Raw genomic sequence first — 11,734 nt, forward strand, 5'->3', positions numbered from 1 at the left:
CTGATTAACCCGGGTTGAGGGAAACACTGAAATGAAAAAGTGGTCCTTACTGCTTGGTGCCGGCATTCTGGCAGCGGGCTTGAGTTCAGCATCAGCAGATGACAGTAAAACACTCTATTTCTATAACTGGACGGAATATGTTCCGCCGGGGCTATTAGAGCAGTTTACCAAAGAGACCGGAATCAAGGTGATTTACTCCACCTATGAATCCAACGAAAGCATGTACACCAAACTGAAGACCTATAAAGACGGGGCTTATGACCTGGTGGTGCCTTCAACCTATTTTGTCGCCAAAATGCGTCACGAGGGGATGCTGCAGAAGATCGATAAATCAAAGCTGAGTCACTTTGATAATCTGGATCCGAATCTGCTGCACAAACCGTTTGATCCTGAAAATGATTACTCGATCCCGTATATTTGGGGGGCAACTGCTATCGGGATTAACGGTGACGAGATAGATCCGTCATCTGTGACCTCCTGGGCCGATCTGTGGAAACCGGAGTACAAAAACAGCCTGCTGATGACCGATGATGCCCGCGAAGTGTTCCAGATTGCCCTGAGCAAACTGGGTTATTCAGCAAATACCACCGACCCGGCTGAAATTGAGCAGGCGTATAAAGAGCTGCAAAAACTGCGTCCGAATATTTTAGCGTTTAACTCCGATAACCCGGCCAACCCGTTTATGGAAGGGGAGGTGAATGTCGGGATGATCTGGAACGGCTCCGCTTATGTGGCGCGTCAGTCCGGCCTGAATATTGATGTTGTCTGGCCTGAGGAAGGCGGTATCTTCTGGATGGACAGTCTGGCTATCCCGGCTAATGCCAAAAATCCGGAAGGCGCACATAAGCTGATTGATTTCCTGCTGCGTCCGGAAATTGCGGCACAGGTCGCACAGACTATCGGGTATCCGACCCCGAACCTGGCGGCGAAAAAACTGCTCCCGGCTGAGATTGTGAATGACAAATCACTTTATCCGGATGAGGAAACTATCCGCAAAGGGCAGTGGCAGGATGATGTGGGTGACGCCAGCGTGCTTTATGAAAGCTATTATCAGAAGCTGAAAGCCGGTCGTTAATGTTACTGACGATAAAAAAAGCACCTTCGGGTGCTTTTTTTATGCCTGCAATAAAGTGACATAACCAAAATGATTTCATTGTAATGAAATTTTTGTGAAGTATGACATCGATATTAAACTAAATTTAAATATTACGTCATAATTAAAACGAAATTATTCATAACTTTTAGTATTTCGCGAGAAATACTTTGTTTTTATTTGAAATTTTAATATATAAAAAATATATCTTTTAAGTAATTTTACTTAATTGAATTTACGACTTATAGAGAAAATAGGCAGACATTATGGAAACTTCCGATTTTTATGCAGTCTTAGGCCACAGAATCCAATCAAGACGTAAAGAACTCGGGATTGTTACGGTTAAATTAGCGCAAAAACTGAATATCAGTCAGCAGCAATTTAACCGTTACGAACGCGGTGTCAGTAAAATCAGTCTGCATCATCTTATTGAATTATCTGAATTATTATATGCGCCGGTCGAATGGTTCCTCAGTGGTAAAGCTGAAGCATCAGAACATCCGCATGAACCGCATATTCAGATGCGTTCAAATCAGTTCAGAGCAGAAACAGTATTACTGAACGGCAAACAATTTATTTAAATCAAGATATTTTTTCTGTTGTTATCAATTCTGATACGACAGGCATTATCAGCTAAACGCAGTAAGCCAGTCATCTTTGTTATTATTCTGGTCAAAATCAGCGGAAAGTACATCCGGTGCTAATCCCAGCTGTTTTTGATTCACCATCTTAAGAAGGTATTGTTGGTAAAAGGCATAATAGTTCACAGCTTCGGCGCCAACCTGGCTTACTGATTTGCACATTTCCGTATCAGAATATTCCGGATTTTTAATTAACTTATTTTCAACAGCAATTAATAACTTTATTTTTTCTTGTATATTATTTCCGGTATTGTAGCCATCAATACCTACTAACCCCATTCCCCGATAAATATCTTCCTTTTTATTATAATTAGTTATAAGCCAGTCATGCAATCGTTTGGATTTTTCATTATTTTCGTCAGGGTTAATATCCGCCTTTCCGGCTGTCATTTCTGTTCTCATATTTATTGTCCTTTTTTGTATAATTATAAATATTCACCGGAGATATCCGCCGGGCTATCCGGAACAACACGGGCATTTATTTGTGTTATTTTTTCACGGGCAAACGTTTCCGGTGTCAGATAAAGTAATTTTTTTCCGGTACGTAATATGATGTTACGACTGAAATGAAAAGAAACCGGTACAGTGAAATCCGGATATTCAGTCATTTCTTTTTTAAGCTCAGCCGGCAGGATTAATTCACATTCACTCTCCGCGGCAAACTGTTCAAGCAACTGATGAATCAGCTGAAAACGTATTTTTGTATCATCAAAAAATGCAGTCAGCTCTTTTTCCAGACCGGAAACTGCAACGGCGAGGTTTTGGTGAATGACAGATTTATACTCATTCACCACACGCATCAGTTCCGGCATCGTCTGTGCCAGCCCCTGCTGAAAACCGGCATCAAATCCGGTTTTGCGATGTTGTTCTGCAGTATCTTCCGCCTGTTTTATCAGGCGGGCAGCGTGCTGGTTTGCCTGCCGGGTCAGGTTACTGAGGCGGCAGAGGGCAGAGACATGGCGATCTTTAATCAGCACACCGTGTCTGATATGTGACAGCAGGGAATCAGGCAGTGAACGGCACATAATGTAATACCAAAGGTAAAAGTGAATCGGGCAGATGCGGAAGCCGGATGTCTGCCGGTGACAAGGATGCATCCGTCATCAGCTGAAAGCGGGCTGCCAGCGCAGGAGAAAAACCGGATAATAACTGTGTCATGGCAATCTGGCCGGACAACGCTGCAGGGATATCCGGCAGTGCCTGTACTTGCGGCCATGCCGGCATCGGCAGCACGGAGATCAGAGATAAAAATGCCTGTTGTGATAAATCCGGCACGGTATCATCCGGCAGGCTGTAAGCCCGGCGGATAAAAATATCCAGGTAACGGCTGGCAGCCGGAAGCTGCGGCCAGTGGCGCATCAGCGGGATAACCAGCGGGGAGAGCAGGTCAAAGTCTTTCTCACGCGGCAGCCGGTAGTGATCCATAATGGCTGCATTCTGCATTCTGCGGTAAGACGCAGATTGTGCCGCCGCCGGTAATCCGCCGAACAAGCGGCTGCTGTGCAGATAATCCGCCGGCTGGTACATCACCCGCGTGACCGCGCCCTGTATATCAAACCGGTCATTCATGCTGTTTTACCTTCCGCCGCATCAGAAATGCCCGTAATTGTGCACGGCAGAAATAACCGGCCGCTGCCAGCATTATTCCTGCCGGAAACAGCAGAAAAAGCGGGGACAGTCCGGCTGCTTCCGGCTGAGGCGGCAGATCAATAACCGGTTTCCCGGGATACAGAAGGACAGAAACGGTTTCTTCGGTCAGCCCGTTAAAGGCATTCATCACAAATGTCTGAATATCCCGGGTGAATTGTGTTTCATCTTCAATACCGGAATGGTAGATCAGCACAGAGGCGCGGGGTGTTTCCGGTTTTTTCCGGGAGTTTCCCGGGCCGGACAGCGGATAACTGAGGTGAACACGGGCTCCGGTAACCGCATCAAATGAGAGCAGCGATTGCTCCAGCCGTTGTTCAATGGCCGAAATCAGGCGGGCTTTTTCTGACTGCGGAGAGGCAATCAGTGAATCTGACGGAAAGATCCCGGCAATCTCAATCCGCTCATTACTGGGCAGGTGATATTCCTGCAAAATATGAATGGCCTGACGGCTCTGCTCTTCCGGTACTGAAATGGTAAACAGCCCTTTTCCCTGCGGGACTTTTACTGCCTGAATCTGGTGTTTATGCAGTGCAGCCAGCACTTCATTCGACTGACGCTGATTCAGCGACGACAGAATCGTACCTTCTTTACAGCCGCCGAGCAGCAGACTTATTCCGCTTATTATTAATATAAATATTATCTTGTGCATCACTGACCTTTAATTACGGTATCTGCAGCATTCAGGGTCAGATGCAGCATACGGGAATAAAAACTGATCTCGGTATGCCATTTGGCCATTACGGCCTGGTTTTCCAGCATCATCATGACATCACTGGTGGCCGGGGCTGTTTTTCCCGTGTTCAGTGCTTGTGTTTTCCGGCGCAGGTCTTTTTTTGCGGTTCCCGGTAATATCAAATTCTGATGAGCTGACTGCTCACGGTCATTGAGATCGGCCAGTAATTCAGTGATCCCGGTGATCGTTGTGACAGGTAAAATCCGGTTAAATGATGACATCATACAATCCTTGTTATGGTTAATGGCAGGCGGGTAACCTGCCATTTTTACGTCATAAATCAGCGCATATTGCCGATTGGTGTTGAGAGGTTTTCTTTATGCTGGCGGATCATTGCTGAAAGTGCCGAGCACTTTATATTCAGCGATGAGGAACAGGCCTGCAGCATTGCCATATCGTAGGCATTGGCCGTGTCTTTATTGCCAGACTGTAAATTATTCATCAGCGTATTCAGTTTCACATTATCTTCATGAATCGGTGATTTGAATTGTTTTAGCAGGGTGGTAAATGTTATTGCATCATTTTTATTTGCTATATCAGGCATAAATATCCTTATTTATTAGTCAGAGGTGAATTGTGTATGACTATCAGACAGGTGAATATAATTTACTGATCCATATACTCCCGGCGGTGTATCACGGTATGGCATTTCCCTGTACTGTACCAGCGTGTTTCCCGGTGCTGAGAATATCGTGGTGTTGATATCCTTTATAATATTGTCTGTTTCCTTATCTCTCCTTTTTTCGCCATAAATGATAATGTTGTTACCTGATTTTTTCACAGAGTATCTGATTAACAGATTGCTGAATCTGTTATTTATTAATTTGATTATATCATCAAATGAAAAATATTGTATGGCAATGTCTTTTCTGAATATATCCGGGATGATTAATGGTTTTTTTTTATCATCGCGGTGTATATATGTAATCTCTTTTTTATGATAAAGATCATGAGTCAGAATGATATCACCATCATTTATTTTTAATTTTGATTTATTTATTATATGAATTTTATAGCTAGGCATTTTATTTCTGATGATATTAATTAATTTTTCATCAGAGGATAAAATAAGAATATTATTTCCGTTAATGATGTAATTATTGTCTTTAATGTACTGACTTATAATATTTTTGCTATCTATATTAGCCGGATTCCCATTTTTATTGCTATCGTACTGAAAGAGCATAAATCCGGTTACCGGTATGATAAATAACAGAAGTATTACAGACAGAAGATAGCGCGGGACAGCGCGCTTTGTCGTTTTTTCATATAACATGATGTTTTTACGCCATTTATCCTGTTGTTTTTTTATGGCGAAAAGGACTTTCCCCTGAAAAATAAAGGGGGCGTTATAATTGATTTCTTGTATTACTAATTCACCATCACAGGTTTTAAAAGAGACGTGATAGTTGTTTTCATATAACTCTGCTTCTGTTTTTTCAGGCAGTGGTTCTGCACCTGTGAGATTCAGGTTAATCAGGTCGTCGTCATGGTTAATTGTACTGTTGATGCAGTATCTTCCGGAGGGAATGGTTATTTCTTCCTTTGGTTCCTTATCGGAAATTGTTATCAGGGTATAAAGGTTTTGCATCAGTGTATCCCGGTCATTAAATCATAAGTATAATAATTTAAATTTATAGTGTATTCTTGGTATTCAAATGGTAGTTAGTTTTATAAAAAAATGGTAGTAAAAGATAGTGTAATGTCTTAAATTCATCACTAAATTTTAGTTCGTTCAGTAACAGTTTGCTGCTTTACAGATGGTTATTATCTATGCTGATACAAGGATGGTTTAATTTATATGAAAAAGGAAAGTCAGATATATATTTATAATGATATATACAAAGTGAATGGATGCGGAGAAAACAGTCAGGCTGACTACTGCTTTCCGCTGTCGAAATGTATAAAACTACTGGCATTTATAGATTGCCATTATCATTTATCCCGGGCAGATAATAATGAAGTTGCGGATAACAAGGTTTGTCCTGATTATGAGATTATTTTTCCGGTTCAGGGGGATGCAGATAATCCGGAATACCGGATTGTCTGTGAAATACTGAATGAAAATAGTGTAATAAAAACATTTTTTAATACACTGCGCCACTCTGAGCATTACTGGCTGGTGAAACACCTGATCAGCGCAGCGGATTGTAAAAACAGTAATATCAGGGATATCAGTCAGCGTTACGGGTTATCCGGTACTCACTTCAGACGCCTGTGCCAGCGCTATATCGGCAATCAGAGTAAATACCAGTTACGTCACTGGCGCGGCGTGGCATCAGTGCTGGATATCCTGGTAAAAGAGCATTCACTGACCCGGATCGCGGCAGATAACGGCTACTGCTCGGCATCGCATTTCTCAAATGAAATCAAAATATTATTTGGCATGTCTCCCCGGAAAATAAGGAATTTAAATCATGCGGTTAAAAAATAGCACCGGGGGGGGTGTTCTGCCTTTTTTTCTGCCTGTTTTCTTTGCCGGTCATGGCGGAACAAACACTGTTATACGAAAAAAAACCGCCGCAACAGGCGCAGTATGTGGCGAAAGAAACACGGCTGGATCATTTTTTTTGATGCGCTGGCAGGAAAGCTGGATGTCATAATTATTTCGTCTGATGCGGTGAAAAAGAAGAAGATCTCCGGCACTTTTGATTTATCCGACCCGCAGGCGGCGCTGTCGCAGATGCTGAAAACCATGGCGCTGGTGTCATACCGGGAAAACCGCACACTCTATATTTACAGCAGCAATGAAGTTGAATCTTCCATGCTGACGCTGAATGCGGTAACCCGCAATGAACTGACGACTTTTCTGAAACAAACCGGGCTGTTTGATGCGCAATACCCGCTGACATCTGACCGGCAACAGCGGATTTTGTATGTAACGGCTCCCCCGCGCTATCTGGCACTGATCCGTTCTGCGGCGGACGCACTGGAGGCACAGTACAGTGTACAGGAGCAGGGAATTACGCCGGAAGATGAGCATATTCAGCTGGTTAAGCTGGAACATAGTTTTGTGCAGGACCGGGAAATTACCTCACGGGGGAAAAGCCTGATACTCCCGGGAGTGGCGTCCGCATTGCGGGAGTTACTGGATTCCGGACCTGCGGCAAAAACCGGACTGGTACCGCAGGATGCTGGACAGGACGATATTCAGCCGGCTGAAACTGTCTGGCTGGGCGGTGAGCGGGTGCGGATTGTGCCGCTGCAGGGGGAAAACAGCCTGCTGTTAAAAGGGAACCGTAATGCACTGCACTTAATCAATCAGCTGATCAGACAACTGGATACTGCCAAACCGCAAATCGAGTTATCACTGTGGATTATTGATGTATCAAAAAATGAAGCTGACCAGCTGGGGATCAACTGGCAGGCAGATTACGGTACAGGAAAAATGAAAGTGGCTTTTAATTTCAGTGAGCTTAATCAGTTCACCGGTTTTTCTTTTTTCAGCAAGATCAGAGCATTGTCCGCAAAGGGACAAGCCAATATGGTGTCCCGTCCGATTATTCTGACTCAGGATAACACCCCGGCGATTTTTGATAATAACACCACATTTTACAGTAAGTTACAGGGCGAGAGAACATCATCTCTGGAAAGCATCACTTACGGCACAAAGGTGAGTGTGACACCGCGGATCGCCAATCAGCGGAAATCCGTGGAGATGATTATTGAGCTTGAAGACGGCGCACAGAAAAAGGACGCTGACGGAGCAGGCGGTGAAGATGCCCTGCCGGTGATTAACCGCACGAATATCAGCACAATAGCCAGGGTCGCACAGGGAAATACACTGCTGATTGGCGGCTACACGCGGGAAAATACCCATCGCCATAACGATAAAATTCCGCTGCTGGGTGATATCCCGCTGGCAGGGCGGTTGTTTCAGTTTGAATCAGTGAAGACAGAAAAAATGGTCCGGCTTTTTTTGTTGCAGCCCCGTATTCTGCAACAGGATTTTTTCAGCGATACAGAAATTACCGGACATATTCCGTTTAATTATAAGAATAAACAAGGTATTAAGATGATTCAAAAACTGAAGCAGGACTATTGATATGATAAATGGTTTACCCGGCGCACCGGTGTTCAGTCCGTTTGTGGCACCACAGAAACAGCAGAATAATGCTGCAGCAGAACAGCGCCCGGCGGAAAACCAGACGGAAAACCATGCCGAGCAGATGATGGATGTGATGGATGATATGGCCATGGCACTGTCACAATTTAACCGGCGGCAGTACGGAAAAGAGGATCACATCAGCCAGTTACCGGCATCAGAGCAGAAAAACAGTGCTGAGGGTGCGGAAACAAAACTGGACCGGGTCGTTAAGTGGTTTGCTGCTTCCGGGCGCTCAGTTCGTGAGTTTCTCGATTATGTGCGCAATTTATTTCCGGATCCCAGTGATTATGTCATGGCACTGCGTTCCCTGTTGCGCAAACTGCCGTTTTCTGCGGAGGAAGCCGCCGAAATTGATGCAGAAATTGAGCAGTTACTCCACGGAGAATTTGCACAGGAAACCCGCGCAGGGATCAATATCGCACTGAAAATCCGCCAGTATGTACCGGTAACACTACTGGATTGCGCGCAGCTGAGAATGGTATACCGCAGTTATATCAGCTGGAAATTCGACATACTGTATCTGTGGAAAGTGTGGCTGGAGCAGTACCGGAAAAGCCGGGTCAGAAGCCTGCTGTGTTATGTCCGTGACTCGCTGGTGTGTGATATGGCGGCAGCACTGCCCAGTTGCAGCCATCACAGTGAGTTCGGGGAATTGACAACCCGTCTGCATACCCTGAATCAGCTGATTTCCCTGAATGATATGTTTCATCAGAAAATTACGTCTCTGAACTGCGCGGAACCGGTACTGGCGGATGAGCAGCGGCTGAATCAACTGCTGATTTCAGGCTTGGGTGATCCGGATGCATTTCAGTCAGAAACAGAATCGTTGCTGGCGGCGGCAGAAAATGACAAAAACAGACCGCTTATTTTACAGCGCCTGATTGTGATTTTTGGTGAGATACCGGATGTCCTTTTTCTGCCGGAAACAGGCAAAGAGCAGGTGGTTTCTTTTCTGAAAGCCCTTATGAGCAAAACTATTAATATCTTATAACTTTCACCGGCAATGGATTGCTATGCTGACAACTTTTATTAATGCGATCAAAAGCAGGCCGGAGATCGCGGTACTGCTGATTATGGTGATGGTGATCGCTATGCTGATCATTCCGCTGCCGAAAATGCTGGTCGATTTTCTGATCGGGCTGAACATCGTTATTTCCATCCTGATGTTACTGCTCTCTTTCTATATCACCCGGATTCTGGGGTTTACCTCTTTCCCGGCACTTTTGCTGATCACCACACTGTTCCGGCTGGCGCTGTCCATCAGTACCAGCCGTCTGATCCTGCTGGATGCGGATGCCGGGAATATCATTCAGTCATTCGGTGAATTTGTTATCGGCGAAAATATTGTGGTCGGATTTGTGATTTTTGCCATTGTCACCGTGGTGCAGTTTATTGTCATCACCAAAGGGTCGGAGCGTGTGGCGGAAGTGGCGGCACGTTTCTCTCTCGACGGTATGCCCGGCAAGCAGATGAGTATTGATGCAGATCTGAAATCCGGCCTGATTGATAATGAAGAGGTGCGCAAACGCCGGAAAGAGCTGGAGCAGGAGAGTCAGATGTACGGTGCGTTTGACGGCGCGATGAAGTTTATCAAAGGGGATGCAATCGCCGGAATTGTCATCATTTTTGTGAATTTTGCCGGCGGAATTGGTATCGGTGTTGCGCAGATGTCGATGCCGTTCAGTGAAGCGCTGAGTACTTACACACTGCTGACGATCGGGGATGGCCTGGTGGCACAGATCCCGGCGTTGCTGATTGCCATCAGCGCCGGGTTTATTGTCACCCGGGTCAGCGGCACAAATCAGAATTTAGGGGCCAATATTGTCAGGGAGCTGTTTTCCCATGATTTTACCCTGATAGTGACCGCTGTTCTGGCGCTGTGTATGGGAATGCTGCCGGGGTTTCCGGCTGGTGTTTTCGGTCTGCTGGCTGCCGGGCTGCTGTTGTTTTACGGAATGCGCCTCAGACAAAATAAGCAGAAGCAGGCATCTGATCCGGCAAAAAGCCGCTCTGACAGCCGTTCTCCGGCGGTATCTGCGTCGTCTGCGGGGGATTTTGCACCGCGCGGACTGACGGCGGAAAATAATGAAGCGATTCCGCTGATTATCACCCTCCACACCTGTTATCAGGCTATGTTTGAAAAACAGAAGATGACGGCATGGTTGCAGGAGGAATTTGCCTTCCGTTTCGGTTTCTTTTTACCCGGCATCATTATCAATTACAGCCGTGAGATACCGGAAAATAAATCGGTGATCTTAATTAATGAGATTCAGTCCGGTGTGATTTACAGCTATCCGGATAAATACAAAGTGACAGAAATAAATGATGCCTTTGAGTCACTGGATATTGAACCGTTCGTGATTGAGCCGGAAGGCGGGGAGAAAACCGTCTGGACGGATAAAAAACACGATGAGATATGCCGGGCAGCCGGCATGAGAACAGAACCCGGTGTTATGGTATTTTTCAATGAATTCAGCCGGATAATGACACAAAATATTCAGGAGCTGCTTGGCATCCAGGAAACCAAAACATTGCTGGATAATATTGAGAATAAATATCCGGAGCTGCTGAAAGAGTGTTACCGCTATTTATCTGTTCAGCGTATTGCGGATGTCTTTCAGCGGCTTATCGCTGAGCAGATCTCTGTCCGTAATATCAAAATTATCCTCGGCGCACTGGTGCAGTGGGGGCAGAAAGAAAAAGATCCGCTGGTACTGGTTGAGCACGTCCGCAGCCACCTGGCCCGTTACATCTCAGCGCATTTTGCCTGTGATCAGGTCCTGCGGGCGGTGGTGCTGTCAAACCCGCTGGAGGAGATGATCCGTCAGGGGATCCGCCAGTCTGCCGGAGGTACTTTTATCAATCTCGAACCGGCGCAGCTGGATCATTTTTATGATGCGATGTCATTGGTGATGACGCCGCTGCGGCACCGGCGGGATATTGTTTTCCTGACGGCAATGGATGTCCGCCGCTTTGTCCGGAAACTGACTGAAATGCACTATCCGGGTATTGCCGTGCTGTCATTTTCTGAAATTGTTCCGTCGGCACAGGTGTCGGTGATTGATTCTGTTTAATGTCATAACAAGGAAACTGAAGATGGATCTTGCAACACTGGTTACAGAAGGAATGAAGCTTATCGGACGCGGCGATTTGGTGCCGGAGACAGCGGCTTTGGATAATCATTCGACAATCTCATTATCGCTGGGGGAACAGCAGGTCATTCATATTGCGGTGGTTGATGAATATCCGGTTATCTGGATGCCGTTGCAGACTGATTTACCGGCATTGCGGCCGGAGGTAAAAGGCGGTTTGCTGGATATTCTGACAGAAGAACCCGCCCCTCTGTTTTATCCGGGCTCACCGGCGCTGCGGCAGACAGATAACGGTGCGGAGCTGGTCGGATGTTTCAGTCACAATGCTGTCAGCGGCGCGGAACCTTTTGTGCAGGCGCTGGATCAGTTTGTCCGCCTCAGTCAGCAGTGTCACACACTGATCCTCAGAGGCTGACG

14 protein-coding genes are annotated in these 11,734 nt (G+C 45.8%); 7 read left to right on the forward strand and 7 right to left on the reverse strand.

Features of this window, described 5'->3' with window-relative positions; all coding sequences use genetic code 11:
* The first annotated feature begins 31 nt into the window (after positions 1–31).
* Positions 32–1,075, forward strand: a complete 1,044-nt coding sequence (gene potD, locus JL661_RS01955) for a spermidine/putrescine ABC transporter substrate-binding protein PotD (RefSeq protein WP_004234795.1) — start codon at positions 32–34, stop codon at positions 1,073–1,075.
* Between the two features lie 284 nt (positions 1,076–1,359).
* Positions 1,360–1,674 carry a helix-turn-helix domain-containing protein gene (locus tag JL661_RS01960; protein ID WP_032099012.1) on the forward strand — a complete coding sequence of 105 codons (315 nt, stop codon included), beginning with the start codon at positions 1,360–1,362 and terminating at the stop codon, positions 1,672–1,674.
* Between the two features lie 48 nt (positions 1,675–1,722).
* On the opposite strand, the gene JL661_RS01965 is transcribed toward JL661_RS01960, so the two are convergent.
* Genes JL661_RS01965 through JL661_RS01995 form a run of 7 tightly spaced genes read right to left on the reverse strand, consistent with a single transcriptional unit; the run spans position 1,723 to position 5,708 of the window.
* Positions 1,723–2,136 (reverse strand): hypothetical protein, encoded by a 414-nt coding sequence (locus JL661_RS01965; protein WP_062772044.1) that lies wholly within the window; start codon positions 2,134–2,136, stop codon positions 1,723–1,725.
* Between the two features lie 23 nt (positions 2,137–2,159).
* The gene (locus tag JL661_RS01970) at positions 2,160–2,759 is read right to left on the reverse strand and encodes a hypothetical protein (RefSeq protein ID WP_004234798.1); all 600 of its coding nucleotides are present in this window, start codon (positions 2,757–2,759) and stop codon (positions 2,160–2,162) included.
* Complete coding sequence (locus JL661_RS01975; protein WP_062772041.1) at positions 2,740–3,303, reverse strand: hypothetical protein; 564 nt, start codon at positions 3,301–3,303, stop codon at positions 2,740–2,742. The genes JL661_RS01970 and JL661_RS01975 overlap by 20 nt, the downstream gene beginning before the upstream one ends.
* Positions 3,296–4,033 (reverse strand): type III secretion system inner membrane ring lipoprotein SctJ, encoded by a 738-nt coding sequence (sctJ, locus tag JL661_RS01980; RefSeq protein ID WP_004234802.1) that lies wholly within the window; start codon positions 4,031–4,033, stop codon positions 3,296–3,298. Before sctJ ends, JL661_RS01975 begins: the two co-directional genes overlap by 8 nt.
* A complete protein-coding gene (locus tag JL661_RS01985; RefSeq protein WP_225310127.1) occupies positions 4,033–4,341 on the reverse strand; it encodes a hypothetical protein in 309 nt (102 codons plus the stop codon). The genes sctJ and JL661_RS01985 overlap by 1 nt, the downstream gene beginning before the upstream one ends.
* A 56-nt stretch (positions 4,342–4,397) precedes the next feature.
* Positions 4,398–4,661, reverse strand: coding sequence for a hypothetical protein (locus JL661_RS01990; protein WP_004234804.1), 264 nt, complete (start codon positions 4,659–4,661; stop codon positions 4,398–4,400).
* A gap of 15 nt (positions 4,662–4,676) precedes the next feature.
* Positions 4,677–5,708 carry a hypothetical protein gene (locus JL661_RS01995; protein ID WP_049246618.1) on the reverse strand — a complete coding sequence of 344 codons (1,032 nt, stop codon included), beginning with the start codon at positions 5,706–5,708 and terminating at the stop codon, positions 4,677–4,679.
* Positions 5,709–5,963: 255 nt separating this feature from the next.
* On the opposite strand from JL661_RS01995, the gene JL661_RS02000 reads away from it, so the two are divergent.
* The 5 genes from JL661_RS02000 to JL661_RS02020 all read left to right on the forward strand — a co-directional run bounded on the left by JL661_RS02000 (position 5,964) and on the right by JL661_RS02020 (position 11,732).
* Positions 5,964–6,551: a helix-turn-helix domain-containing protein gene (locus JL661_RS02000; protein WP_223302421.1), complete on the forward strand. Its 588-nt coding sequence runs from the start codon at positions 5,964–5,966 to the stop codon at positions 6,549–6,551.
* Between the two features lie 102 nt (positions 6,552–6,653).
* On the forward strand, positions 6,654–8,162 hold the full coding sequence (gene sctC, locus JL661_RS02005) for a type III secretion system outer membrane ring subunit SctC (protein ID WP_247718674.1): 1,509 nt from the start codon (positions 6,654–6,656) through the stop codon (positions 8,160–8,162).
* A gap of 1 nt (position 8,163) precedes the next feature.
* Positions 8,164–9,216, forward strand: coding sequence for a type III secretion system gatekeeper subunit SctW (gene sctW, locus JL661_RS02010; protein ID WP_062772035.1), 1,053 nt, complete (start codon positions 8,164–8,166; stop codon positions 9,214–9,216).
* Between the two features lie 22 nt (positions 9,217–9,238).
* On the forward strand, positions 9,239–11,299 hold the full coding sequence (locus JL661_RS02015; protein WP_049242825.1) for an EscV/YscV/HrcV family type III secretion system export apparatus protein: 2,061 nt from the start codon (positions 9,239–9,241) through the stop codon (positions 11,297–11,299).
* A gap of 22 nt (positions 11,300–11,321) precedes the next feature.
* A complete protein-coding gene (locus tag JL661_RS02020; protein WP_004241203.1) occupies positions 11,322–11,732 on the forward strand; it encodes an InvB/SpaK family type III secretion system chaperone in 411 nt (136 codons plus the stop codon).
* The last annotated feature ends 2 nt before the right edge of the window (positions 11,733–11,734 follow it).

The sequence above is a fragment of the Morganella morganii genome, from assembly GCF_019243775.1.
Lineage (GTDB): Bacteria > Pseudomonadota > Gammaproteobacteria > Enterobacterales > Enterobacteriaceae > Morganella > Morganella morganii.

Excerpts from the sequence above, each read along its gene's own strand:
- potD (WP_004234795.1), top strand. The coding sequence starts at position 32 with ATGAAAAAGTGGTCCTTACTGCTTGGTGCCGGCATTCTGGCAGCGGGC.
- JL661_RS01960 (WP_032099012.1), top strand. The coding sequence starts at position 1,360 with ATGGAAACTTCCGATTTTTATGCAGTCTTAGGCCACAGAATCCAATCA.
- JL661_RS01965 (WP_062772044.1), bottom strand. The coding sequence starts at position 2,136 with ATGAGAACAGAAATGACAGCCGGAAAGGCGGATATTAACCCTGACGAA.
- JL661_RS01970 (WP_004234798.1), bottom strand. The coding sequence starts at position 2,759 with ATGTGCCGTTCACTGCCTGATTCCCTGCTGTCACATATCAGACACGGT.
- JL661_RS01975 (WP_062772041.1), bottom strand. The coding sequence starts at position 3,303 with ATGAATGACCGGTTTGATATACAGGGCGCGGTCACGCGGGTGATGTAC.
- sctJ (WP_004234802.1), bottom strand. The coding sequence starts at position 4,033 with ATGCACAAGATAATATTTATATTAATAATAAGCGGAATAAGTCTGCTG.
- JL661_RS01985 (WP_225310127.1), bottom strand. The coding sequence starts at position 4,341 with ATGATGTCATCATTTAACCGGATTTTACCTGTCACAACGATCACCGGG.
- JL661_RS01990 (WP_004234804.1), bottom strand. The coding sequence starts at position 4,661 with ATGCCTGATATAGCAAATAAAAATGATGCAATAACATTTACCACCCTG.
- JL661_RS01995 (WP_049246618.1), bottom strand. The coding sequence starts at position 5,708 with ATGCAAAACCTTTATACCCTGATAACAATTTCCGATAAGGAACCAAAG.
- sctC (WP_247718674.1), top strand. The coding sequence starts at position 6,654 with ATGTGGCGAAAGAAACACGGCTGGATCATTTTTTTTGATGCGCTGGCA.
- sctW (WP_062772035.1), top strand. The coding sequence starts at position 8,164 with ATGATAAATGGTTTACCCGGCGCACCGGTGTTCAGTCCGTTTGTGGCA.
- JL661_RS02015 (WP_049242825.1), top strand. The coding sequence starts at position 9,239 with ATGCTGACAACTTTTATTAATGCGATCAAAAGCAGGCCGGAGATCGCG.
- JL661_RS02020 (WP_004241203.1), top strand. The coding sequence starts at position 11,322 with ATGGATCTTGCAACACTGGTTACAGAAGGAATGAAGCTTATCGGACGC.